The organism is Marinobacter adhaerens HP15 (assembly GCF_000166295.1).
In the GTDB taxonomy this organism is placed as follows: Bacteria; Pseudomonadota; Gammaproteobacteria; order Pseudomonadales; family Oleiphilaceae; genus Marinobacter; species Marinobacter adhaerens.
This window is the reverse complement of sequence record NC_017506.1, coordinates 488,171-512,250: the sequence shown is the minus strand read 5'-3', so window position 1 is coordinate 512,250 and position 24,080 is coordinate 488,171. Positions and strand designations below refer to the sequence as shown.

Sequence of the window (24,080 nt, the reverse complement as noted above, 5' to 3'; positions counted from 1 at the left end):
TCTTCATTGCTGATCCCGATTGAGACGCAACCCGTAAAATTGTAAAAAAATGTTGAATTCGCCCCGAATTGGGTTAATTTTAAACAGATCGGCAGATATTAACGCGGCGCCCGAGAAGCAAGAACGAAAAGCGGGCAGTACAGGAGACGCCATGGACACCCATCGCAGGACCGGAGAAGAAGGGCCGGTTCCCTTTCGCAGTAGTCGATTCTTCTGCGTAGGGAGCAAATGGTACTTTACCACCCGGGAAGGGTTTGACAGTGGCCCGTTCGCTTCACGGGAGCGGGCGGAAACAGGCCTCAAGCGCTTTCTGCACGTGGTCCGTATGCTGCCGGAAGAACAACAGCTTCATTGACAGGCCTTCGTGCCCGTCTAGACCATGACGGGCACCAGCCACACGTCTACTGCCCAAAGGCAGATCAGGGCCATGACGCCGGCAATAACATCGTCAACCATAATACCCAGACCACCAGGCAGGTGTTGGTCCAGCCAATTGATGGGCCACGGTTTTGCAATGTCAAAAAGCCGGAACAGAACGAACGCCCCCAGAACCCCATAGATAGTGTCAGGGAAGAGGCCAAGGGCAATCCACATCCCGACGAATTCGTCCCACACAATGCCGCCATGGTCGTGAACCTTCAGGTCTTCAGCCGTCTTTCCGCAGAGCCAGATACCTACGATAAAAGCAGCCAGTACCACCAGCCAGTAGCCCACGGGCGGTAACCAGGCGAAGACGTACCACAGCGGAATGGCGGCCAGGCTGCCCCAGGTGCCGGGCGCCCTCGCCGTTGCACCGCTGCCAAAACCAAAAGCGAGCAGATGCACCGGGTTACGCAAGAATCCCGGCGGGAGTATGACTGCCGGCGCCTCCGGTTCCGGGGTCTCGCCTTCCTGACTCATAATTCACTCCTGAAATGGTCAAACCCGGCGGGCACCGCTTCCAAACTGCAATCGACACCGTCGAGATACAGGCCCGGCTCAGCTTCAACGAAGCCGATCACGGTGAGTTGGCGCTTCAGTGATTCCGGGGCACGCTCCCAGTTTTCTCGCGAGAAACACAGGCACAGTTCGTAATCGTCTCCGGAGCGCAGTGCACAGTCCAGGGCCTTCTCACCCTTCAGGCGAATAAGCGCTGGCGAAAGAGGCATCCTGGCACTCTCGATCCGGGCACCGACCCCTGATGCGGAAAGAATGTGCCCGAGATCTGCCAGCAAGCCATCAGAGATATCAACCGCCGCAGTGGCATATTGGCGTATAGCACCTGCCAGATCCAGTCTCGGCCAGGGATGGTGATAGCGCTCAAGCACGGCAAGCATGTCAGCGGAAGGGGCAGGCTCCGAAAGATAGTCTAAAGCGGCGCCGGCATCCCCCAGGGTTCCGGACACGGCAATCAGATCTCCGGGACGGGCGCCGGAGCGTCGAATCCCGGCCCCCTGCTCTACAGTGCCATGCACCTGCAGGCTCAGGGTGAGCGGCCCGGAGGTGGTATCCCCGCCGGCCAGCTCCAGACCAAACGCCTCGCTGGCCTTTCGCAATCCCATCGAGAAGTCTTCAAGCCACTGCTTATCCACGGCTGGCAGCGTCAGTGCAAGCGTGAAACATTCCGGGTCGGCACCCATGGCAGCAAGATCGCTGGCAGCGGCGGCAAGTGCTCGCCAGCCCAGATAATCGGGACGGTAGTTTCGGGGAAAGTGGACACCCTCCACGAGGGCGTCCACAGAAAAGACAAGGTCCCGGCCTGCGGGAATACGCTGAATCGCGCAATCGTCCCCTGGGCCCAGGATCAGGGATCCGGATTCCTGCCGCCCGGCAAGCGGCAGAAAGTAACGGCGAATCAGCTCGAATTCGCCCATCGACTAGCGAGCGCGGGTCTCGGCAAGCCGGAGTCGGCCGCTCAGCTTGTCGAGAATGCTGTTAACAAATTTATGGCCCTCGGTGCCACCAAAGCGCTTGGCCATTTCAATGCCCTCGTTAATGACCACCTTGTAGGGCACATCAAGCCGATGCTTGAGCTCATAGGCTCCCAGGCGGACAATCGCCAGTTCCACGGGATCAACCTCTTTAATAGGCCGATCCAGGAACGGCTCGATCAGCTTGTCCAGTTCGCCCTGCTCGCGATGTACCCCACGGAGCAGATCCCGGAAATACAGCAGGTCGACCTTGCTCATGTCATTGTCGACCATGAACTCGGCTTCAATGTCAGAAATCGCCGTCTTGCTGAAATGACGCTGATAGAGCCCCTGCATAGCGAGGGCCCTGGCACGGCGTCTATCACCGGCTTTCGGTTGGCCAGACGGAGCCGGCTGCGGTGATGTACCTTCGGTTTCGCTCATTACTCACCCAGCTTCTTGAACAGGCTGACCATTTCAAGGGCGGTGATTGCCGCTTCGGCACCCTTGTTACCGGCCTTGGTTCCGGAACGCTCGATGGCCTGTTCGATGGAATCCACCGTCAGCACACCGAAGGTTACCGGCACGTCGGTATCAAGACTGACCGCGCCAAGGCCGCTGGAGGCCTCGCCGGCAACATACTCGAAATGCGGAGTGCCGCCACGGATAACTGCACCCAGGGCAATAATCGCATCGTACTCGCCGGTTTCGGCAACGCGCTTGACGGCCAGGGGCATTTCATAGGCTCCCGGCACGCGGACGATGGTGACGTCGTCATCGGAAATACCGTGACGGCGCAGGGTATCCAGCGCGCCCTCGACCAGGCTTTCCACAACAAAGCCGTTAAAACGGCCCACTACAAGCGCATAGCGCCCGCTGCACTCGGTAAAATCACCTTCAATTACTCTGATATCTGCCATCGATGGCTCCTTCACGTGTCGCGGCATCGGGGCCACGACCGGGTTTATCATTCGGGGGTGTAGGGAACGTATTCGACCACTTCCAGATCGAAACCGGAAATGGCGGAAAATTTGATCGGCGGGCTCAGCAGGCGCATTTTGCCAACACCAATATCCCGGAGAATCTGGGAGCCGGTACCTACCGTGAAGTAAACGCCGGAGCTTCCCTTGCCGGAGGAGCCCTTACCTTCATCAAAGAATTCCTGGATCCGGTCTTCCAGGTTGTAGCTGTCCTCGGCGCTGTTCAGCAGGACGACCGCGCCCCGGCCTTCCTCTGCCACCTTTTCAAGGGCGTGATGCAGGGGCCAGCTGCGAGAATCCTTGCGGCGCGCACCGAGGAGGTCCCGAAGGGTGTCCGTGATGTGGACCCGAACATATACCGGCTCATCGGGAGAAATGTCTCCCATCAACATCGCCAGATGGGTGGCTCCCTGGATATTGTCGCGGTATGTCCGAAGCTTGAACACGCCGTACTCGGTGTCGAGGTCGTTTTCTTCAACACACTCAACGGTTCGCTCGTTCATGGTGCGGTAGTGGATCAGATCGGCAATGGTGCCAATCTTCAGGTCGTGCTCTTCGGCGAATCGCTCCAGGTCTTCGCGGCGGGCCATAGAGCCGTCGTCATTCATGATCTCGCAGATCACGCCGGCCGGCTCGCAACCTGCCAGTGCGGCGAGGTCACAGGATGCTTCGGTGTGCCCCGCGCGGCTCAAAACACCGCCGGGATCAGACATCAACGGGAAAATATGGCCAGGCTGAACCAGATCACTGGCTTTTGCATTGCGTGCTACCGCTGCCTGCACCGTGCGTGCACGGTCTGCCGCCGAGATGCCAGTGGTCACACCCACGGCAGCCTCAATCGAGAGGGTAAACTTGGTTCCGAAGCCGGAGGCGTTCTGCTGGACCATCAACGGCAAGCCCAGTTGCTTGCAGCGATCCCGGGTCATCGGCATACAGATCAGGCCACGACCAAAACGAGCCATGAAATTGATGGCTTCGGCCGTGCAATGCTCAGCAGCCATCACGAGATCGCCCTCGTTCTCGCGATCTTCGTCATCCATCAGTATGACCATCTTGCCCTGACGAATATCTTCAATGATGTCTTCAATGCTGTTCAGTGCCATATGGTTTTGCACCCTTGCGGCGCTCCGGCAAATAATTGCTGCCGGAACAACCTGAGTTTATGGATTACCGGCGAGTGAGGATCAGACGCTGATCCTCACCTACCTGACGTCGGTCCAGCACCTTCCATTGTACCTTGTCTGCCATGGTCTCCAGTGGCAGATGTGCGGTCGGACGTCCCGTGCTGCCGAGGAAAACCGGCGCCTGATAGAGCCAGAGTTCGTCGACCAGATTTTCGTTAATAAAGGTGCCGGCCAGAGTAGGCCCCGCCTCGACCAGCAGCTCGTTGATTCCGAGCTCGCCTAACGAGTCCAGCAGCTCGGCCAGGTCGATCCCGTTATCTTTCCAGGCGACACCGGTAAGGCTGATGCCCAGGGCCGCGAGATCCTGGGCCGGCGCAGTGGCCAGCGTGGATGACGCACAGAACACCTGCACGTTACCGCCTTGAAGGATCTTCGCAGACGACGGTGTGCGCGCGTCGCGGTCGGCAATCACCCGAAGCGGCTGCCTGGACGGCTCCGTCGCGTCGCCAATATCCCCCAGTTCCTCGCGCCGGACCGTCAATGAGGGGTCGTCGGCGAGCACGGTTCCGACACCGGTCAGAATGGCATCACTGATCGCTCTCAGACGCTGGACATCCCGACGTGCCTCAGGACCGGTAATCCACTGGCTCTCGCCGGAAGCCATGGCGGTACGGCCATCAAGACTTGCCGCCATTTTGAGCCGCACCCAGGGTCGGCCGGTGTTCATGCGTTTCATGAAGCCCGGATTCAGGCGGGCAGCTTCTTCCGCCAGCAGGCCTTCAGTAACCCGGATTCCAGCTTCCCTGAGCATATCCAGCCCCCGGCCAGACACCGAGGGGTTCGGGTCCTTGGTTGCGGCGTAGACGTGGGCAACACCAGCATCAATCAGCGCCCTGGCGCAGGGCGGCGTCCGGCCAAAATGGCTACACGGCTCCAGTGTTACATACGCTGTCGCACCCCGGGCATCCGGACCGGCCTGGCTCAGGGCACGGGTCTCGGCGTGGGCTTCTCCGGCACGTTCATGCCACCCCTCGCCAAGGACCAGATCTCCCCGGGCAATGACACACCCAACCCGGGGATTAGGGTGGGTAGAGTACCGACCGCGCCAGGCAAGCTGGACAGCCCGCGCCATCATGGCCCTGTCGCGGTTCTCGATCATGCCTTGCCTTTCGGGGCGTGGTTATCCGCCAGCGCTTTGGCAACATCCACGGCCGCCTCACCGTTGCCGGCCGACAACCTCTCGATCTCTTCCTTGAATTCGTTGATATCCTGAAAGCTGCGATATACCGAGGCGAAGCGGACATAGGCAACCTTGTCCAACTGGCGCAATTCGGTCATCACCTCTTCACCCAACTGCATGGACTTCACTTCCCGCTCTCCGGTCGCCCGCAACCGGTATTTGATCCGATTGAGAGCCGCATCAATCTGTTCAATGCTCACGGGGCGCTTTTCCAGCGCTTTCATCAGCCCGGCGCGCAGCTTTTCCTCATCAAACGGTTGTCGGGTACCATCCTGTTTGACCACCCTTGGCATCACCAACTCGGCAGATTCGAAGGTAGTAAAACGCTCCCGACAGGAGAGACATTCCCTGCGGCGACGCACCTGATCACCCTCGGCCACCAGCCGGGAGTCAATCACCTTGGTATCTGCTTCACCACAGAAGGGACAATGCATAGTCAGGAGCTCCGAAGAGGAAGCCGGGCCGAAAAGTCGGCCCGACAGGTCATGCCTGTAGTCTAGCTATAAAACGATTAGCCGTAGACAGGGAAACGGGCGCAGAGTGCACTTACCTGCTCACGAACCCGGCTGTTGACCGCCTCGTCGTCCAGGTTATCGAGGATGTCGCAGATCCAGCCGGCGAGGTCGCGACACTCGGACTCGCCGAAACCACGGGTGGTGATCGCCGGGGTGCCAATGCGAAGACCGGAGGTGACAAACGGAGACCGCGGATCATTGGGAACAGCGTTCTTGTTAACGGTGATGTGGGCACGACCCAGCGCCGCATCCGCATCTTTTCCGGTAATGTCCTGTTTGATGAGGCTGACCAGGAACAGATGGTTCTTGGTGCCACCGGAAACCACATCATAGCCACGATCCACAAACACCTGGGCCATGGCGGAGGCGTTCTTCACAACCTGCTGCTGGTAGGTCTTGAAATCGTCGCTCATGGCTTCCTTGAAGCACACGGCCTTGGCGGCAATCACGTGCATCAGCGGGCCACCCTGGCCGCCCGGGAATACCGCAGAGTTCAGCTTCTTCTGCAGATCAGCGTCATCGCAGGCCAGGATAAGCCCACCACGGGGACCGCGAAGGGTCTTGTGAGTCGTGGTTGCAACAACGTGGGCGTGGGGAACCGGATCCGGGTAGACGCCGGCGGCTACGAGACCCGCTACGTGGGCCATATCAACGAACAAATAGGCACCCACCTTGTCGGCAATCTCGCGGAAGCGGGCAAAATCCAGCTCCTGGGAGTAAGCGGAGAAGCCGGCGATGATCATTTTTGGCTTATGCTCGAGAGCCAGCGATTCTATCTCATCGTAGTCGAGAAGGCCGGTGTCGGTGTTAATACCGTACTGCACGGCATTGTAGATCTTGCCAGAGAAGTTGACACTGGCGCCGTGCGTGAGGTGTCCACCATGGGCGAGACTCATGCCCAGAACGGTGTCACCTGGCTTGAGCAGGGCCATGAAGACAGCCGAGTTGGCCTGGGAGCCGGAATGCGGCTGGACGTTGGCATAGGCAGCACCAAACAGCTCCTTGGCACGCTCAATCGCCAGCTCTTCAGCAATATCCACGAACTCGCAGCCGCCATAGTAGCGCTTGCCAGGATAGCCTTCCGCGTACTTGTTGGTCAGCACGCTGCCCTGGGCTTCCATCACCCGGGGGCTGGTGTAGTTCTCGGACGCGATCAGCTCGATGTGAGCTTCCTGGCGCTTCTCTTCCGCCTGCATGGCGTTCCAGAGTTCGTCGTCAAAGCCGGCGATTTTCATTTCACGATTAAACATGGATGCGCTGCCCCTGTGTGCTTGGCTGGCCCGGAGAGCTTTGGCGATCTCCGCAGGCTCCCTGAAAAATTGGGCCGCTATTCTATCTTACAAACGGGTGAAAAATCATCCTTTATACCGTCCGCAGATACCGGCATGCGGCCAACTCCGGTTTCTGCTCAATTGCTATCAAAGGTACGTTTCGTTACCTTACTCGATTACTGTTCTCAGGTACTGGCACCCGTGGTGTCGGCCTTCGGGATGGGCGGTCCAGGATACGCTGTGAATACATCCCTGTACGCTCGACAAAATCATCCCTGATTTTGACGATCCCGGACCGCCCACCCCGAAGGCCTTGATCAGGCACCTGACGTGTATTCATTTCTCAAGCGACTGTTTGATAAAAGGATTCTGCCAATATGGCCCAATACGTTTACACCATGAACCGCGTGGGCAAGGTGGTCCCGCCCAAGCGCGAGATTCTGAAGGACATTTCACTGAGCTTCTTCCCTGGCGCCAAAATCGGCGTTCTGGGCCTCAACGGTGCCGGTAAATCCACCCTGCTCCGCATTATGGCGGGCGTGGATCAGGATTACATCGGTGAAGCCCGCCCGCAGCCCGGCATCAACGTGGGCTATCTGCCCCAGGAGCCCGAGCTGGACGAAGAGAAAACCGTCAAGGAAATCGTCGATGAAGCGGTTTCCGGTGTCCATGACGCCCTGGCCGAACTGGACCAGGTGTACGCCGCCTACGCCGAACCGGATGCGGATTTTGATGCCCTGGCCAAGAAGCAGGGCGAGCTGGAAGCCTACATCCAGGCCACTGACGGCCACGATATCGAGCGCAAGATGGAAGTTGCCGCGGACGCACTGCGTCTTCCACCCTGGGATCAGAAAGTGAACGTACTTTCCGGTGGTGAACGTCGCCGGGTAGCCCTGTGCCGTCTGCTGCTGTCCGGCCCTGACATGCTTCTGCTCGATGAGCCCACCAACCACCTAGATGCCGAATCCGTGGCCTGGCTCGAGCGCTTCCTGCACGATTACGAAGGTACCGTGGTGGCCATCACCCACGACCGCTACTTCCTCGACAACGTCGCCGGCTGGATCCTGGAACTGGACCGTGGCCATGGCATTCCATTCGAAGGTAACTACAGCCAGTGGCTGGAGAACAAGGAAAAGCGTCTGGAAATGGAATCCAAGCAGGAAGCCTCTCACCAGAAAGCCATCAAGCAGGAACTGGAATGGGTGCGCAGTAATGCCAAGGGCCGTCAGTCCAAGAGCAAGGCCCGTCTGGCCCGTTTCGAGGAGATGAGTTCCCAGGAGTTCCAGAAACGAAACGAAACCAACGAGCTTTACATTCCACCCGGACCCCGTCTGGGCAACAAGGTGATCGAGGTCGACGGTATCAGCAAGTCCTTCGGTGACCGCATGCTATATGAAGACGTGTCCTTCAGCGTGCCGCCCGGCGCCATCGTGGGCATTATCGGTGGAAACGGTGCCGGTAAATCCACTCTGTTCAAGATGATTGCCGGTTTCGACAAGCCGGATTCTGGCGACATCACCGTCGGGGAAACCGTGGAACTGGCCTATGTAGACCAGATGCGCGATCTGGACGGCAGCAAAACCGTCTGGGAGGAACTATCCGACGGCAACGACATCATCAAGGTCGGCAACTACGAAACCCCTTCTCGGGCCTACGTTGGCCGCTTCAATTTCAAGGGCAGCGACCAGCAGAAGCGGGTTGGCGACCTGTCCGGCGGTGAGCGCAACCGTTTGCACCTCGCCAAGCTGCTGAAACAGGGCGGCAACGTGCTGCTGCTGGATGAGCCGACCAACGATCTCGACGTGGAAACCCTTCGCGCCCTGGAAGAAGCCCTGCTGAATTTCCCGGGCTCTGCCTTGGTTATCTCGCACGACCGTTGGTTCCTCGACCGTGTGGCCAGCCACATCCTGGCATTCGAGGATGATGGCGAGGTGGTGTACTTCGAAGGCAACTTCACCGAGTACGACGAGGACTTCAAGAAGCGCAAGGGTGATTCGGCGATGCAGCCGCAGCGCATGAAGTACAAGAAGCTGGCCTGATGGCGAAAACGAGAACCGCCTACGTCTGCACCGAATGCGGTGCAGACTATTCCAAATGGCAGGGCCAGTGCACGGCCTGCCAGGCCTGGAACACCATCAGCGAAGTCCGCGGCGTCAGCAGCAACAGCAAAGGCGCCCGCGGTGGCCGCTTTGAGGGCTTTGCCGGCAGCCTGTCCGAGGTCCAGAGCCTGGATGATGTCAGCCTGGCAGAGCAGCCTCGTATCAGCTCCGGCATGCAGGAGTTTGATCGGGTTCTGGGCGGAGGTCTCGTCGAGGGCTCGGCTGTTCTGATGGGCGGCCACCCGGGCGCGGGCAAGAGTACCCTTCTACTCCAGGCCATCTGCCATCTGGCTGCCAGCGTCCCCGCTTTGTACGTCACCGGTGAGGAATCCCTGCAGCAGGTGGCCATGCGCGCCAAACGGCTGGGCCTTCCAACCAAAGACCTGAAGATGCTGTCTGAAACCAGTGTCGAACGAGTCATGCAGGTAGCCGAGGCCGAAAAACCCCGGATTCTGGTAGTGGACAGTATTCAGGTGATGCACATGGCGGATATCGAGTCCGCCCCTGGCAGTGTCTCCCAGGTACGCGAAAGCGCCGCTTACCTGACCCGTTTCGCCAAGCAGACCGGCACCATCCTGTTCCTGGTCGGCCATGTCACCAAAGACGGCAGCTTGGCCGGCCCGAAGGTTCTGGAACACATGATTGACTGCTCAATCCTGCTGGAAGGCTCCAGCGACAGCCGTTATCGAACCCTTCGGGGGATCAAGAACCGGTTTGGTGCGGTGAACGAGTTGGGCGTGTTCGCCATGCTGGAACAGGGCCTGAAGGAAGTGAAGAACCCCAGCGCGATCTTCCTGAACCGCGGCGAAGACGCGGCCCCGGGAAGCGTGGTGATGGTCGTCTGGGAAGGCACCCGCCCCATGCTGGTGGAAATCCAGGCACTGGTCGATATGGCCCAGGGCGGCTACCCGCGACGAGTTGCCGTTGGCCTGGACCAGAACCGGTTGGCCATGCTCCTCGCCGTTCTTCACCGCCATGGTGGCATGCACGTTTCCGACCAGGACGTGTTCGTAAACGTGGTTGGTGGCGTAAAAGTAAACGAAACCAGCGCCGACCTGGCCCTGCTGGCCGCCATCGTCTCTTCCTTCCGAGACCGCGCCCTACCCCAGGACCTGGTGATCTTCGGCGAAGTCGGCCTCTCTGGTGAAATCCGCCCGGTGCCCAGCGGCCAGGAACGCATCTACGAAGCCGCCAAACACGGCTTCACCCGGGCCCTGGTGCCAAAATCCAATGCCCCAAGGAAGACCATCGTTGGCATGAAGGTGATTCCGGTGATCAAGCTCAGTGATGCGCTGACGGCCCTCGAGGAACTCTAGACCTGCACTTTCTTAAGTTATCGGCCAGTTTGGGAGTTAACGGCTAGACTGGCATAGGTGCTTCCAAAAACCGCTACAAGCACGTCCATGTGCGCTTGTCCTCGGCCATCCCTGGCCTCCGACATTTTTGGAAGCACCTATGCCAGTCTAGCCTGCTCACTGCAGTGGAGAACTCTGACTTTTAAAACTCTAGAAGACGGATCCCAAAAGTCGAAAACTGGTAACAGTCAGTGATTCGCTGTCCCTTTAAGGTCAATCAATCAGATGTGCAAACTCTCTTTCCAACAGCGCCTGGTCGCCCAGGTTCAGTTCCACTAGGCGTTTAAGATGCGTGGCGCTATCAAGGTCAATGTACTGACATTTGAAACCCAGCCGGTGCGGCTCCACGTGCCTAAGCTCTACCGCCATAACAATACCTGCCTCATGATCATTCAGATGAATAATCACTTCGCAGGGCTGCTTTAAGGGGACCTGCCAACCCTCCGGCCGCTTCACCAGAACGCCTTTCAGCGAAATATCCAGCACCTCTGTCGTCCAGACGGATTCCTGGCAGTGGAGCTCGCACGGCGCATCAAACTCGATCCGGTGGAACCGGCGCTTTTCTGGGGTCTTGGTGGGCAAGTGGTTACTCCTGTTTACCGGTCTTGTTTTACCTGACTATAGACCGGACAGAAGATCGCTTCCAGAGGAGTTTTTGAGCAGATATATCTCTGCAGAACCAACAAGGCTGCTGTAGGGCCCTTTCCAAAAATGTCGGAGGCCATGGACGGCCGGAGACAAGCCACATGGACGTGCTCGTAGCGGTTTTTGGAAAGGGCCCTACAGCAGGCTAGCCCGCATATTCACAGGCTAGGAGACGCAAAAATCCAAGTCTTAGCGGTGATACTCCGGGCTCAGCTCGACCACAGCCTCAATGAACGCCTTGGCATGCTCCGGATCGACATCCGGCGTAATGCCGTGACCAAGGTTAAAGATATGCCCGTTGCCAGAGCCAAAGCGACGCAGGATATCGGCCACTTCCTGGCGAATCCGCTCTGGCGGCGCATACAGCATGGCTGGGTCCATGTTGCCCTGGAGTGCCACACGGTCACCAATTCTGGCGCGGGCATTGCCAATATCGGTGGTCCAATCGAGGCCGACGGCATCGGCACCGGAATCGGCAATGGATTCCAGCCACTGACCGCCATTCTTGGTAAACAGGATTACCGGCACCCGACGACCATCGTTCTCGCGAATCAGGCCGTCAACGATCTTCTTCATGTAGCGCAGCGAGAACTCTTCGTAAGCCCAGCTGCTCAACACCCCGCCCCAGGTATCGAAAATCTGTACAGCCTGGGCACCGGCCTTGATCTGGCCGTTGAGGTAATCAATGACCGCACCCGCCAAATGGTCCAGCAAGCGGCGCATAACCTCCGGCTGACCGTACATGAGTTTCTTGGCCTCCCGGAAATCCTTGGACGAGCCACCTTCAATCATGTAAGTCGCCAGGGTCCAGGGGCTGCCGGAGAAACCGATCAGGGGAACGCTGCCGTTCAGGGCTCCGCGGATGGTGGAAACCGCGTTCATAACGTAGTCCAGATCCACCTCGGCGTTGATCTTCGGTAGAGCCGCAACATCGGCTTCGGAGCGGATCGTGTTCCGGAATTTCGGGCCTTCGCCGGTTTCGAAGTACAGGCCAAGACCCAGAGCGTCCGGAATCGTCAGGATGTCTGAAAACAGGATCGCCGCGTCCAGTGGGAAACGTTCCAGAGGCTGCAGAGTTACCTCGCAGGCCAACGGCGTGTTCTTGCACAAGCTGAGAAAGTCGCCGGCTTTTGCCCTGGTCGCACGGTACTCCGGCAGGTATCGCCCTGCCTGTCGCATCATCCAAACCGGTGTGCGGTCCACGGGCTGGCGCATCAGGGCGCGCAGGAAACGATCATTCTTCAGCTCGGTCATAGGAAATCCAGCGTGTTCTGTACAAAGGGGAAAATTGGATGGAGGCCATAATACCCGGTTTGCGGGAATAAAAAAGGGCGGCTTTCCCTTAGGAAACCGCCCTTCTGATCAGGATCAACCGTGCAATCAGATATCCAGGTAATCCATGATGCCTTCGGCAGCCTGACGACCTTCCCAGATAGCGGTTACGACCAGATCGGAACCACGGACCATGTCCCCGCCCGCAAAGATTTTCTCGTTGCTGGTCTGGAACATGAACTCTGCGCCTTCCGGAGCAGTTACCCGGCCCGAATCGTCGGTATTCACCTTCAGCTCATCGAACCAGTCGGCCGGGCTCGGACGGAAACCGAAGGCGACCAGAACCGCGTCCGCAGGAATAACCTCCTCACTACCCGGGACTACTTCCGGACGGCGACGACCATTCTCGTCGGGATCGCCCAAACGGGTCTGAACCACCTTCACACCCTCAACCCGGTCTTCACCAATAATGGCGATGGGCTGACGATTGAAGAGGAACTTAACGCCCTCTTCCTTGGCGTTGGCCACTTCCCGGCGAGAACCCGGCATGTTGGCTTCGTCCCGGCGGTAGGCACAGGTGACGCTCTCGGCCTGCTGACGGATCGAGGTGCGGTTGCAGTCCATGGCCGTATCGCCGCCACCCAGGACAACAACCCGCTTGCCTTTCATGTCGATGAAGTCTGCTTCGTCTTTCTCGAAGCCGAGACGACGGTTGACGTTCGAAACGAGGAACGGCAGTGCATCGTACACGCCCGGCAGATTCTCACCCGGGAAACCACCCTTCATGTAGGTGTAGGTGCCCATGCCCATGAAAACGGCATCGTACTCGTCAATGATCTCCTGCAGCTGAACGTCCTTGCCCACCTCGGTAGACAGGCGGAATTCCACGCCCATCTCCTCGAACACCTTGCGGCGGCGGGTCATAACGGATTTTTCCAGCTTGAACTCGGGAATGCCGAAGGTCAGCAGACCACCGATTTCCGGATAGATGTCGAATACAACCGGCTTGACGCCATTGCGAACCAGAACGTCCGCGCAGCCCAGACCAGCAGGCCCTGCGCCAATGACGGCAACCTTCTTGTCTGTCCACTTCACGGCGGACATATCCGGTTTCCAGCCCAGGGCAAAGGCGGTGTCGGTAATGTACTTCTCGACAGACCCGATGGTAACCGCGCCATACCCGTCGTTCAGGGTGCAGGCACCTTCACACAGGCGATCCTGCGGACAAACGCGGCCGCAAACTTCAGGCAGGGAGTTGGTCTGGTGACACAACTCGACGGCCCGCATGATATTGCCTTCGGAAACCAGCTTGAGCCAGTTCGGAATATAGTTGTGAACCGGGCACTTCCACTCGCAATAGGGGTTACCACACTCAAGACAGCGATGGGACTGGGACGCCGCGTTATCTGCTGTGAAGGGGTGGTAAATTTCACCAAACTCTTTCTTCCGCTTCTTGGCCGGGACCTTTTTCGGATCGACACGTCCAACCTCGACAAACTGGAAGTCATTACTCAGTCGTTCTTTCATCTGGATGCTCTCATCAACTCGATTTCGACAAGGGCGGCAGCCAGGCTGCTCGCCCCAAACCCTCTCAGCCTCTTATTCCGGACGCGCCCGGGTGCTGGCCAACAGACTGCGCAGATTCGCAGCCTTGGGTTTCACCAGCCAGAAGCGGCCAATGTAGTCGTCGAAATTCTCAAGAATGTGCTCTGCCCACTCACTGCCGGTTTCCGAGATGTGCTCCCGGATAACACCACGCAGGTGATTGCGGTAGGACTCCATGTCCTCGCTGGAAATCCGCTGAATTTCCACCAGCTCGTGGTTGTATTTGTCCACGAACGTGTTGTTGATATCCATGACGTAAGCAAAGCCACCAGTCATACCAGCACCGAAGTTGTGGCCAGTAGAGCCCAGCACCGTCACCAGACCACCGGTCATGTATTCACAGCAATGGTCTCCGGCGCCTTCCACAACGGCATGGGCACCGGAATTACGAACTGCAAATCGCTCACCCGCGGTTCCGGCAGCAAAGAGTTTGCCGCCGGTTGCGCCGTAGAGACAGGTATTGCCGACGATAGAGGTTTCCTGAGTCTTGAACGCGCTGCCGCGGGGCGGCTTCACAACCAGCTTGCCACCGGTCATGCCCTTACCGACGTAGTCGTTGGCATCCCCTTCAAGGATCAGGTTGAGACCACCCACGTTCCAGACACCAAAACTCTGGCCAGCGGTACCGGTCAGGTCCAGGGTGATCGGTGCATCCACCATACCCTGGTTACCATGGATCTGGGCGATTTCGCCAGAGAGGCGGGCGCCAATAGAGCGATCACAGTTGGTGACTCGATAGGACCACGCGCCTCCACTCTTCTCTTTGATCGCCGCAGCGGTATCCTGAACCATCTGTTCCGCGAGCCTGCCCTCATCAAACGGGTGATTCCGTTCGACCTGACAGGTCTGCGGCTTGTCTGCAGGAATATGGTCGTTAGACAGCAGGCGACTCAGATCCAGTTTCTTCTGACGTTCGGTATCACCGGGCAGGCGCTCCAGCAGGTCAACGCGACCCACAAGCTCTTCCAGGGTACGCACGCCCAGTTTGGCCATCCACTCCCGGGTCTCTTCGGCCACGAAGCGGAAGAAATTCATCGCCATTTCCACCGTGCCCTTGAAGTGCTCTTCACGGAGGTGGTCGTTCTGGGTAGCCACACCGGTCGCGCAGTTGTTCAGGTGACAAATACGCAGGTATTTGCAGCCCAGCGCCACCATCGGGGTGGTACCGAAACCGAAGCTCTCGGCACCAAGGATCGCCCCTTTTACCACGTCCAGACCTGTTTTCAGGCCGCCATCAGTCTGCAGGCGAATCTTGCCACGCAGGTCATTGGCTCGCAGCGCCTGCTGGGTTTCGGTAAGCCCCAGCTCCCAGGGAGAACCGGCGTAGCGGATCGACGTCAGCGGGCTCGCCGCTGTACCGCCATCGTACCCGGACACCGTGATCAGGTCGGCGTACGCCTTGGCCACACCTGCGGCAATCGTACCGACGCCGGGCTCAGAGACCAGCTTCACAGACACCAGAGCCTGCGGATTGACCTGTTTGAGGTCGAAAATCAGCTGGGCCAGATCCTCGATGGAATAGATATCGTGATGCGGCGGCGGTGAAATCAGCGTTACGCCCGGGACCGAATAACGCAGGCGGGCGATCAGTTCATTGACCTTGCCACCGGGCAACTGGCCGCCTTCGCCCGGCTTGGCACCTTGGGCCACCTTGATCTGCATGACATCCGCACTACGCAGATATTCGGCTGTAACGCCAAAACGTCCGGACGCGATCTGTTTGATTTTCGAGCGTTTTTCAGTGCCATAGCGAGCGGGATCTTCACCGCCCTCGCCCGAATTGGACCGGCTGCCCAGGGTATTCATGGCCACCGCCAAGGCTTCGTGGGCCTCGGGTGACAGGGCACCAAGTGACATCCCGGCCGAATCAAAGCGAGGGAAGATGTTTTCAACCGGCTCTACTTCCGAAATATCAATCGGCTTGATGTCTTTCCGGAAGACAAGAAGGTCACGGAGCGTCGCAACCGGACGCTCGTTAACCAGACCCGCGTATTCCTTGTAGTGGCCATAGTCGCCACTGGTGACCGCCTCCTGGAGCTTGCCGACCACATCCGGGTTGAAGGCATGGTACTCCTGGCCATGGACATACTTCAGAAGACCACCCTGAATGATGGGCTTGCGCGGTTTCCAGGCCACAGACGCCAGTTGCTCCTGGTCCTGCTGGAAGTCATAGAACCCGGCACCCTGAATTCGGCTGGGCACACCCTTGAAGCACAGGTCAACGACATCATCGGCCAGACCGACCGCCTCAAACAGCTGGGCGCCACGATAGGAAGTGATGGTGGAAATTCCCATCTTCGACAGTATCTTCAGCAACCCTTTGTTGATGCCCTTACGGTAGTTATTCTTGGCATCGATCGGATCCATCAGCAGTTCGCCGGTACGGATCAGGTCGTTCAGAACCTGGTAAGCCAGGTACGGGTAGACCGCCGTTGCACCAAAACCGAAGAGCACGGCGAAATGATGAGGATCGCGAGCCCAACCGGTTTCAACAACGATGTTGGAATCGCAGCGCAGTCCTTTCTTCACCAGATGGTGGTGGACCGCACCGGTTGCCATCAGGGCATTGACCGGCAGTTCACCTTCCTTCAAATCTTTGTCGGTGAGGATCAGCAGCACCTTACCATCCCGGACCGCCTGTTCCGCTTCCTCACAAACCTGGCGAATCGCCTGCTCCAATCCCTGTTCCGGGCGGTAGCTCATGGAAATACGCGCGACCTCGAAACCCGGGCGCTCATTGTTGGCAATCTTGAGGAACTTGGCAGGCGACAGAACCGGTGTCGTCAGAATAATGCGGTCTGCGTGATCGGCGGTTTCCTCGAATACGTTGCGCTCGGCACCCAGACAGGTCTCCAGGGACATGACAATCGACTCACGCAGAGGGTCAATCGCCGGGTTGGTCACCTGGGCGAACTTCTGCCGGAAGTAGTCCGCCACGTGGCGTACCTTGCTCGAGAGCACGGCCATTGGGGTATCGTCGCCCATGGATCCAACCGCTTCCTGGCCGTTCTCCGCAAGCGGACGCAATACCTGGTCACGCTCTTCGAAGGAGACCATGAACATCTTCTGGTGCACCAGAAGCTCGTCGGAATCCATCAGCCTGAAATCCGGGGTGTCCTGATTCAGAGTGGTCTCGACGCGGAGAGCGTTTTCCCGCAGCCAGCGCTTGTAGGGCTGAGCGGTCTTGAGACGCTGATCAATGTCCTTGGTGTGCAGGACTTCACCGGACTCTGTGTCGATCGCCAGCATCTGACCCGGCCCGACACGGCCTTTGGCTATCACATCGTCCGGCTGATAACCGTAAGTTCCGATCTCTGAGGCCAGCGTGATGAAATCATCCTTGGTGATGACCCACCGGGCCGGGCGCAGACCATTCCTGTCGAGCATACAGACGGCATAGCGGCCGTCCGTCATGACCAGACCGGCAGGACCATCCCAGGGCTCCATGTGCATGGAGTTGTACTCGTAAAACGCACGCAGCTCTGAATCCATGCTATCGACATTCTGCCAGGCTGGCGGAATCATCATGCGGACCGCGCGGAACAGGTCAACGCCGCCGGCAAGCAGCACTTCCAGCATGTTGTCCATGCTTGATGAGTCAGAACCGGTGAGGTTCACCAGAGGCTGCAGGGTCTGCAGATCCGGCAATTCCGGAGAGCTGAACTTGGCGGCCCGGGCGATGGCCCAGTTACGGTTGCCGTCAATGGTGTTGATCTCACCGTTGTGAGCCAGATACCGGAACGGCTGGGCCAGCGGCCAGCGTGGCATGGTGTTGGTGGAGAACCGCTGATGGAAAACACAGATGGCGGTCTCGAGATCGGGGTCACCCAGATCCTTGTAGAAGTTGGCCAGATCTGCCGGCATCATCAGGCCCTTATAGGCCAGGGTGCGGTGTGACAGACTGCAGATGTAGAACTCGGGATCGTCGGCCATATCGCTTTCGGCATGGCGACGGCCCACGAACAGACTGATCGCAAAATCACGCTCCGCCTTGCCACCAGGCACCACGAAGACCTGCTCGATACGGGGCAGGCAATCAAGCGCCATAGGACCGAGACAGCTGTCATCGACCGGCACTTCGCGCCAGCCGAGAATCTCCAGGCCCTGCTCGGTCAACCGTTTCTCAATGGCCGCACGACCAGCCGAAGCCTTGGCTTCGTCGGGGTTCAGGAAGACCTGGCCGACAGCAAAAAGATCACCCGGCTCCTTACCAAACGCTGCCTTGGCGGCTTTTTTCAGAAAGCCATCCGGGCTCTGGATCAGAAGGCCACAACCATCGCCGGTCTTTCCGTCTGCAGCGATACCACCTCGGTGGGTCATGCAGGTCAGAGACTCGATGGCAGTTTGCAACAACTTGTGGCTGGCCTCGCCCTTCATGTGGGCAATCAGACCGAATCCGCAGTTGTCCCTGAATTCATCGGGATGATACAAACCTGTCATCATAAGCGTTCTCTCGCGTAGAAATGCTTTTCAATCAAAGAGTTAATTGGCGCACAGCCAAACAACCACCCTTCGACACTGAAAATGGGGGCTGGCTATTTTACACACGTAGAAATACGTACTCAAATCGGCGTGACATTATTGTGGGAAGCCGAAACCGGGATTACCAGTCGACAAGGTTATGGAACAACGAGTTAGCGCCGAAACAGCGGCGCTATAAATTGTCGACCGGACGCACCCAGGGTGACCTGGAAGCCAGCTCCTCTGGCAAACCAGCTGCCGCGGCATTGGCCGCCTCCCGGGTAGGAAACTCCCCATAGAATACCATAAACCAGGGCTGGCCTTGCCTTTCCCCGCGGGTGTAGACCAGATCACCAAGCTGTGAATAGCGGGAAATAACGTTCAGAGCGGTCTGTTCAAGATTGCCGGCCACCAGTTGAATGGTCCAGCCTCCACGCGCCCGAACCTGATCAATCGCCGAAAAATACGCCGGGTTTGCTGGAGTGAAGCTCGGCGCGGCCTCTGGCTCTGGCTCTGGCTCTGGCTCTGGCTCTGGCTCTGGCTCTGGCTCTGGCTCTGGCTCTGGCTCTGGCTCTGGCTCTGGCTCTGGCTCTGGCTCTGGCTCTGGCTCTGGCTCTGGCTCTGGCTGATCAGCTTCCGGCTCGGTTACCGGCTCTGTCAATACCGTTTCAGGCTCCACGGCAGGCTGGTCCTGCGACGGCTCTTCCGGGGATGGCACTGAATTCTCTGTTTCAGGCCCAATGGTTATACTCTTTCTCACCGGCTCCGGTGCTTTTACAGTTTCGCCGGCCACGGATTCATCATACTGGCGCGACACAAACCACCAGGAGCCCGCAAGGAGCACAAGGGCCAGCCCGGGCAAAAGGAACCGCTTCCACGGAACCTGCTTAGGGCGATCGACACTCGGCGAGGCCACCATGTCCAGCCAAACGCCCGGAGTCACACGCTTGAGTCGCGCAAAGCTACCCTGACTCAGGGCGTGAATTTTGGAGACCCGGGCCGGACTCAGAAGTTCCCCTGCCTTGCCGCCGGCAGCGTGAACCCGTGGTTCCAGATAGGCAACGATTTCATCCCTGGTGAGAGGCCGCAGATGTATCTGGTGGACACTTGTGCTCGCATCACCCAGGCCCATCGACTGGACCAGGCTATCCGTTCCGGCAAACACCGGAACGGCAGAAGAGCCACGCTCTGAAGCCAGATAGGCGGACAGGATAAGCCTTAGCAACTCCGTCGGCGCCCGGTCGGCATCGTCAATCAAAAGGACGATACGCTGGCCCTTTCGGACCCGCGATTCAGACCACTTGAAAAAGCCATAAACCAGGTCTCGGGGGCTGTCTTCCGGGCCGAGATTTGAGCGGGAAACCGCTTTCAGGTCCCGGGCAAGGGCCTGGGCGCTGGTCAGCGCTGCCGCCGGTATACGGTGAAAGTCGAGTCTGGATGATTCGCTGCGGACCAGCTCCGCCAGTATTCGGGTTTTGCCCGAGCCAGCAGCTCCGGTCAATAACAGAGCCATATCACCGAAGCCGCATAGATGGCGCAACGCTTCCAGAGCGTGATGACGCATGGCATCCGGAAAGAACGGCGTCTCCATTTCCAGCGGGTTGGCACGGAGGCTGTAGCGCTGCTGCAACCTGGGGAACAGGCCTCCGCCATCAAGACTGTTCAAGCTTTCTTCAGTCACGGGTCTTCCTTGTCTTCTGGTCCGCTACCAAATCATTGATGCCTTCGGGCCGTCATCATGTCGAGCTGCAAAAACGTGCAAAGGTGAGAGCAAGGTTTTCAGGACTCGCTTCGGATGTGACCACGGCGTCTCCAACCGAACGAAGCAGGATCAGCCTCAAAAGGCCATCCACGTTCTTCTTGTCGACAGCCATCAGACCCATAAAATCATCGGCCGTCATTGCAACCGGGGGCTTATCCGGTAAACCGGCCCGGAGGATCAGTCGGTTTATACGATCACAATCGTCACGGCTGATCATCCCTTCAAGCGCGGATAATTCGGCGGCCATCAGCATACCGGTGCCTACTGCTTCCCCGTGCAGCCAGTTGCCGTAACCGGCATAGGTTTCGATCGCGTGGCCGAAGGTGTGACCAAGATTCAGAATCGCCCTGATGCCACCTTCGCGCTCGTCGAGTGCAACAATTTCGGCCTTGCAAGCGCAGGACCTGAAGATGGCTTCTGCCAGCGCCTCCGGATCAAGACTGACCAATGCATCCATGTGCTCTTCAAGCCAGCCAAGAAAGCCCTGATCCCGGATCAGCCCATATTTGATAACTTCCGCCAGCCCCGCTGACACCTCTCTGGCGGGCAAAGTCTGTAGACTTGCCGTGTCTATCAACACCGCTTGCGGCTGATGGAAAGCCCCAATCATGTTCTTGCCAAGCGGGTGATTGATGCCGGTTTTCCCACCTACAGAAGAGTCGACCTGGGAAAGCAGCGTCGTTGGAATCTGGATGAACGGCACACCACGTTGATAACAGGCTGCTGCAAAACCAGCCATATCCCCGACCACACCTCCACCGAGGGCAACCAGAGTGGTTTTTCGGGTGTGGCGATGTTCAAGGAGACCGTCAAAGATGCTGTTAAGAGTCTGCCAATCCTTGAACTTCTCGCCATCCGGAAGTACGACGGTATCAACCCGCTTCCCCGGAAAGCAGGCTTTCGCCCGCTCAAGATAGAGTGGTGCCACAGTCTCATTGGTGACGATCATGACCTGCGCCCCGGAAACAAAAGCTGATAGATCCTGAGTGCCGAGAAGACCCTCACCGATAAATATGGGGTAGCTGCGTTCACCGAGCTCTACCGAGAGCTCCCGATACCGATTAGACATGGTTGCGACCTTCCTTACGTATCTGCCTTTTGTGACGCGGCGTTTTCGGGTTCAGCCGATTGACCAGCTGACGTACCACCAGCCGGGGACTCTTTCTGTCCGTGAACATGATGATGTCCGCGAGACCTGAATACAGCGGATCGCGGATTGAGAAAAGTTTCCGCAAGACCGCCTCAGGGTCGTCGTTCTGTAGCAAAGGCCGATTGCGGTCCTTGCGTGTTCGCTCTACCTGCTGCTCTATGGATGTTTTCAGATAGATGACCGTTGCATCTCTCTTGAGAATCGGGTGGTTTTCCTGGCGCATCACAGCTCCGCCACCAGTAGCCAGCACGGTTCGGTCCTCGTGGGACAACTCGTCCAGCATGGCTGTTTCCCGCAAACGGAATCCATCCTCGCCCTCAACATCAAAAATCCACGGAATGTTAGCCCCGCACCGCTCTTCAATGATGCGATCAGAATCAAGAAAACGATAGCCGAGCTCTTTGGCGAGCATCCGGCCAATCGTGCTTTTCCCTGCTCCCATGGGGCCAACCAGGACAACGCGTTTCGGCAAAGACATAACTTCCGCTCAGTTTTGTTCAGGCGGGTGAGAATATCACAGGGCCCGTGATTGCATAAGTTCAGGAGCCGTCTCGGGCCAATTTCGCGCACAAAAAAGCCGCCGGTTTTAAGCGGCGGCTTTTTTACTGCACAGATTAACGAAGCAGATCGTTCTTGATGATCTTCGGCGTAATGAAGATCAACAGTTCGCTACGCTCGTCAAGGTGCTCAGTGCGCTTGAAGATACGGCCCAGGTAAGGGATATCTCCAAGGAACGGCGTCTTGGTCGTTTGAGTCGCAACCTCAGACTGGAAAATACCACCCAGAACTACTGTCTCGCCGTTACCAACCAGAACCTGTGTAGTAACAGAGTTCGTATTGATAGACGGAATGCCAGCCGTAACTTCACCTCTGGAATCCTGGTTTACTACCAAGTCCATAATGATTTTGTCGTCAGGCGTGATTTGAGGTGTGACTTCCAGTGAAAGAACCGCTTCTTTAAATTCTATATTGGTCGCGCCACTGGAAGTTGCCTCTTGGTAAGGGATTTCCTCACCTGATTTGATAGATGCTGTTTGGCGATCAGCAGTAACGACCCTAGGCTGAGAAACAACCTCGGCCTGGCCATCGCTTTCCAAAGCGGATAACTCCAGATCAACGAGGAAGTTGTCACTACCCCATCCAATGGCAAAGGAGGAGGTACCCTCACCACTAACACCAAGATCAACCGCAAGAGCTCCCGGGAAAGAAATCGTGTTGCTATTCCCGGCAGCTGCGTCACGAGCCTCCTGCAGCGATCCCTGGGAACCACCGACTGTAAACACGTTATCGCCACTCACATCGTAGGCAGCACCACCCCATCGAACACCCAGGTTCTCGGCAACATTCGTTTGAGCCCGCACTATACGAGCCTCGATAGAGACTTGACGCACAGGAACATCCCAGGTTGAAACCAGCCTGCGAATTTCCTCCAACTTTTCCGCGGTCTCCCTGACACTGATCGTGTTCGTTCTAACATCAGAGGACACAAAACCCCGATCAGAAATCAGTTCCTCATCTTCCTTAATCAAAGCAACAATATCAGCCGCCTTGGCATAGTTGACCTGAACGATATCGAGGCGCACAGGAGCCAACTCAGCAATCTGCTTGCTAGTTTCAAGCTCAAGCTTCTCCCTAGCTGCGATCTCATCTGCAGGCGCGACGAGCAAAACGTTACCGATCTGACGCTTATCAAGACCTTTTGTCTTCAGAATCAGATCAAGTGCCTGGTCCCAGGGCACATTCTGAAGGCGCAGAGTGATGCTGCCGCCGACAGTGTCACTGGCCACGAGGTTCAATCCGGTGAAGTCGGCGATAAGCTGAAGCACTGAGCGAACTTCGATGTCCTGGAAGTTCAGGGAGAGCTTGTCGCCGGTATACGGGAACTTCTCTTCCCGGCGGGATTCGGCCTCTTCCTGGCTTAGCTCCTCGACGCTGACGGTAAACTGGCTGCCAGACTGGTAGGCAATGTAGTCGTAGTTACCCTCAGGGCTGATCTCGACAACGGCATTGCCATCTTCCACAAAGGTGTCAATGCGAGTAACCGGCGTGGCGAAATCCGTCACGTCGAGCCGGCGACGCAGATCGGCAGGCACAGAAATACCATCCATCGTAAGACGAATTCTGCCGGCACGTTCTGTCAGGTCGACCGGCGTGCTGGAGCTGCCAAGATCCACCAGCACTCGGCCTTCGCCGTCTTTGCCGCGACGGAAATCGACCCCGGCAAGAGCATCAGAAGGCGCCGCGCTGGTTGTTCCACTGCTCTGCGAAACGGAGGTTGAGGGGCTCGCAACAACACCCTCAGACTGCCCACCAATCGTCATGATCAGGGAGTTACCAGAACGAACTGTGTCATAGGGAACCAGCTCGACAAGGTTGAAAATCAACCGCGTTCGATCCTTGGTCTCGACCACGGTCATGCTCTGGGCATTACCCGACCCCAAAGGCACGCTTCGGCTATCAAGACCACTGGTCGTATCCCGAAGATCCACCGCGATTCGAGCGGGGCGCTCAATGGTATAACCAGAGGGTTCCGGTGGCGCCCCATCAAATTGCAGTGTCACCTCAAGCCGCTCGCCTGGTAGCGACGAAAACGACACGTCTTCCAGCGTGACCGCGTTGGCCAGGCCGGATAACAACCCAAAAGCAATCACGCTGACGTATACATTGAGTTTTCTGAACATCGCTAGCCTCGACCCTAAACTTTTTTGTACG

At 57.8% G+C, this 24,080-nt stretch carries 19 protein-coding genes; 3 read left to right on the top strand and 16 right to left on the bottom strand.

All coding sequences use genetic code 11. From position 1 onward, the window contains the following. Nucleotides 1-151 precede the first annotated feature (151 nt). Nucleotides 152-355 (top strand): DUF6316 family protein, encoded by a 204-nt coding sequence (locus tag HP15_RS02485; RefSeq protein ID WP_008170755.1) that lies wholly within the window; start codon nucleotides 152-154, stop codon nucleotides 353-355. 17 nt (nucleotides 356-372) lie between these two features. On the opposite strand, the gene HP15_RS02480 is transcribed toward HP15_RS02485, so the two are convergent. The 8 genes from HP15_RS02480 to glyA form a co-directional block, all read right to left on the bottom strand. Then, complete coding sequence (locus tag HP15_RS02480; protein ID WP_014576046.1) at nucleotides 373-900, bottom strand: phosphatidylglycerophosphatase A family protein; 528 nt, start codon at nucleotides 898-900, stop codon at nucleotides 373-375. After that, nucleotides 897-1,853 carry a thiamine-phosphate kinase gene (gene thiL, locus HP15_RS02475; RefSeq protein WP_014576045.1) on the bottom strand — a complete coding sequence of 319 codons (957 nt, stop codon included), beginning with the start codon at nucleotides 1,851-1,853 and terminating at the stop codon, nucleotides 897-899. Before thiL ends, HP15_RS02480 begins: the two co-directional genes overlap by 4 nt. 3 nt (nucleotides 1,854-1,856) lie before the next feature. Beyond that, the gene (nusB, locus tag HP15_RS02470) at nucleotides 1,857-2,333 is read right to left on the bottom strand and encodes a transcription antitermination factor NusB (protein WP_008170760.1); all 477 of its coding nucleotides are present in this window, start codon (nucleotides 2,331-2,333) and stop codon (nucleotides 1,857-1,859) included. Next, nucleotides 2,333-2,809 (bottom strand): 6,7-dimethyl-8-ribityllumazine synthase, encoded by a 477-nt coding sequence (gene ribH, locus HP15_RS02465; protein ID WP_008170762.1) that lies wholly within the window; start codon nucleotides 2,807-2,809, stop codon nucleotides 2,333-2,335. The genes nusB and ribH overlap by 1 nt, the downstream gene beginning before the upstream one ends. Nucleotides 2,810-2,856: 47 nt before the next feature. Next, a complete protein-coding gene (gene ribBA / locus HP15_RS02460) occupies nucleotides 2,857-3,972 on the bottom strand; it encodes a bifunctional 3,4-dihydroxy-2-butanone-4-phosphate synthase/GTP cyclohydrolase II (RefSeq protein WP_014576044.1) in 1,116 nt (371 codons plus the stop codon). A 64-nt stretch (nucleotides 3,973-4,036) separates the two neighbouring features. Next, nucleotides 4,037-5,152: a bifunctional diaminohydroxyphosphoribosylaminopyrimidine deaminase/5-amino-6-(5-phosphoribosylamino)uracil reductase RibD gene (gene ribD, locus HP15_RS02455; RefSeq protein WP_014576043.1), complete on the bottom strand. Its 1,116-nt coding sequence runs from the start codon at nucleotides 5,150-5,152 to the stop codon at nucleotides 4,037-4,039. Next, nucleotides 5,149-5,667, bottom strand: a complete 519-nt coding sequence (gene nrdR, locus HP15_RS02450) for a transcriptional regulator NrdR (RefSeq protein ID WP_014576042.1) — start codon at nucleotides 5,665-5,667, stop codon at nucleotides 5,149-5,151. The genes ribD and nrdR overlap by 4 nt, the downstream gene beginning before the upstream one ends. A 77-nt stretch (nucleotides 5,668-5,744) precedes the next feature. Next, nucleotides 5,745-6,998 (bottom strand): serine hydroxymethyltransferase, encoded by a 1,254-nt coding sequence (glyA, locus tag HP15_RS02445; RefSeq protein WP_014576041.1) that lies wholly within the window; start codon nucleotides 6,996-6,998, stop codon nucleotides 5,745-5,747. 398 nt (nucleotides 6,999-7,396) lie between these two features. Between glyA and ettA the strand changes: the two genes are divergently transcribed. Both ettA and radA read left to right on the top strand, forming a co-directional pair. After that, nucleotides 7,397-9,058 (top strand): energy-dependent translational throttle protein EttA, encoded by a 1,662-nt coding sequence (gene ettA, locus HP15_RS02440; protein WP_014576039.1) that lies wholly within the window; start codon nucleotides 7,397-7,399, stop codon nucleotides 9,056-9,058. Next, a complete protein-coding gene (gene radA / locus HP15_RS02435; protein WP_014576038.1) occupies nucleotides 9,058-10,434 on the top strand; it encodes a DNA repair protein RadA in 1,377 nt (458 codons plus the stop codon). The genes ettA and radA overlap by 1 nt, the downstream gene beginning before the upstream one ends. A 252-nt stretch (nucleotides 10,435-10,686) precedes the next feature. On the opposite strand, the gene HP15_RS02430 is transcribed toward radA, so the two are convergent. From HP15_RS02430 to pilQ, 8 genes are all read right to left on the bottom strand, one after another. After that, entirely contained in the window at nucleotides 10,687-11,055 is a 369-nt protein-coding gene (locus tag HP15_RS02430; RefSeq protein ID WP_008170777.1) for a PilZ domain-containing protein, read from the bottom strand. A gap of 252 nt (nucleotides 11,056-11,307) precedes the next feature. Continuing rightward, entirely contained in the window at nucleotides 11,308-12,372 is a 1,065-nt protein-coding gene (gene hemE, locus HP15_RS02425; protein ID WP_014576035.1) for a uroporphyrinogen decarboxylase, read from the bottom strand. Between the two features lie 126 nt (nucleotides 12,373-12,498). Further along, nucleotides 12,499-13,917 carry an FAD-dependent oxidoreductase gene (locus tag HP15_RS02420; RefSeq protein WP_008170781.1) on the bottom strand — a complete coding sequence of 473 codons (1,419 nt, stop codon included), beginning with the start codon at nucleotides 13,915-13,917 and terminating at the stop codon, nucleotides 12,499-12,501. A 72-nt stretch (nucleotides 13,918-13,989) separates the two neighbouring features. Further along, nucleotides 13,990-18,438, bottom strand: coding sequence for a glutamate synthase large subunit (gltB, locus tag HP15_RS02415; RefSeq protein WP_014576034.1), 4,449 nt, complete (start codon nucleotides 18,436-18,438; stop codon nucleotides 13,990-13,992). 211 nt (nucleotides 18,439-18,649) lie between these two features. Next, the gene (locus HP15_RS02410; RefSeq protein ID WP_014576033.1) at nucleotides 18,650-20,137 is read right to left on the bottom strand and encodes an SPOR domain-containing protein; all 1,488 of its coding nucleotides are present in this window, start codon (nucleotides 20,135-20,137) and stop codon (nucleotides 18,650-18,652) included. Between the two features lie 55 nt (nucleotides 20,138-20,192). Further along, nucleotides 20,193-21,287 (bottom strand): 3-dehydroquinate synthase, encoded by a 1,095-nt coding sequence (aroB, locus tag HP15_RS02405; RefSeq protein ID WP_014576032.1) that lies wholly within the window; start codon nucleotides 21,285-21,287, stop codon nucleotides 20,193-20,195. Next, entirely contained in the window at nucleotides 21,280-21,846 is a 567-nt protein-coding gene (gene aroK / locus HP15_RS02400; RefSeq protein ID WP_008170790.1) for a shikimate kinase AroK, read from the bottom strand. The genes aroB and aroK overlap by 8 nt, the downstream gene beginning before the upstream one ends. A gap of 136 nt (nucleotides 21,847-21,982) precedes the next feature. Then, nucleotides 21,983-24,049 (bottom strand): type IV pilus secretin PilQ, encoded by a 2,067-nt coding sequence (pilQ, locus tag HP15_RS02395; protein WP_014576031.1) that lies wholly within the window; start codon nucleotides 24,047-24,049, stop codon nucleotides 21,983-21,985. Nucleotides 24,050-24,080: the final 31 nt, after the last annotated feature.

Coding starts and splice junctions, on each gene's coding strand:
- HP15_RS02485 (WP_008170755.1), top strand. CDS start 152: ATGGACACCCATCGCAGGACCGGAGAAGAAGGGCCGGTTCCCTTTCGC.
- HP15_RS02480 (WP_014576046.1), bottom strand. CDS start 900: ATGAGTCAGGAAGGCGAGACCCCGGAACCGGAGGCGCCGGCAGTCATA.
- thiL (WP_014576045.1), bottom strand. CDS start 1,853: ATGGGCGAATTCGAGCTGATTCGCCGTTACTTTCTGCCGCTTGCCGGG.
- nusB (WP_008170760.1), bottom strand. CDS start 2,333: ATGAGCGAAACCGAAGGTACATCACCGCAGCCGGCTCCGTCTGGCCAA.
- ribH (WP_008170762.1), bottom strand. CDS start 2,809: ATGGCAGATATCAGAGTAATTGAAGGTGATTTTACCGAGTGCAGCGGG.
- ribBA (WP_014576044.1), bottom strand. CDS start 3,972: ATGGCACTGAACAGCATTGAAGACATCATTGAAGATATTCGTCAGGGC.
- ribD (WP_014576043.1), bottom strand. CDS start 5,152: ATGATCGAGAACCGCGACAGGGCCATGATGGCGCGGGCTGTCCAGCTT.
- nrdR (WP_014576042.1), bottom strand. CDS start 5,667: ATGCATTGTCCCTTCTGTGGTGAAGCAGATACCAAGGTGATTGACTCC.
- glyA (WP_014576041.1), bottom strand. CDS start 6,998: ATGTTTAATCGTGAAATGAAAATCGCCGGCTTTGACGACGAACTCTGG.
- ettA (WP_014576039.1), top strand. CDS start 7,397: ATGGCCCAATACGTTTACACCATGAACCGCGTGGGCAAGGTGGTCCCG.
- radA (WP_014576038.1), top strand. CDS start 9,058: ATGGCGAAAACGAGAACCGCCTACGTCTGCACCGAATGCGGTGCAGAC.
- hemE (WP_014576035.1), bottom strand. CDS start 12,372: ATGACCGAGCTGAAGAATGATCGTTTCCTGCGCGCCCTGATGCGCCAG.
- HP15_RS02420 (WP_008170781.1), bottom strand. CDS start 13,917: ATGAAAGAACGACTGAGTAATGACTTCCAGTTTGTCGAGGTTGGACGT.
- gltB (WP_014576034.1), bottom strand. CDS start 18,438: ATGATGACAGGTTTGTATCATCCCGATGAATTCAGGGACAACTGCGGA.
- aroB (WP_014576032.1), bottom strand. CDS start 21,287: ATGTCTAATCGGTATCGGGAGCTCTCGGTAGAGCTCGGTGAACGCAGC.
- aroK (WP_008170790.1), bottom strand. CDS start 21,846: ATGTCTTTGCCGAAACGCGTTGTCCTGGTTGGCCCCATGGGAGCAGGG.
- pilQ (WP_014576031.1), bottom strand. CDS start 24,049: ATGTTCAGAAAACTCAATGTATACGTCAGCGTGATTGCTTTTGGGTTG.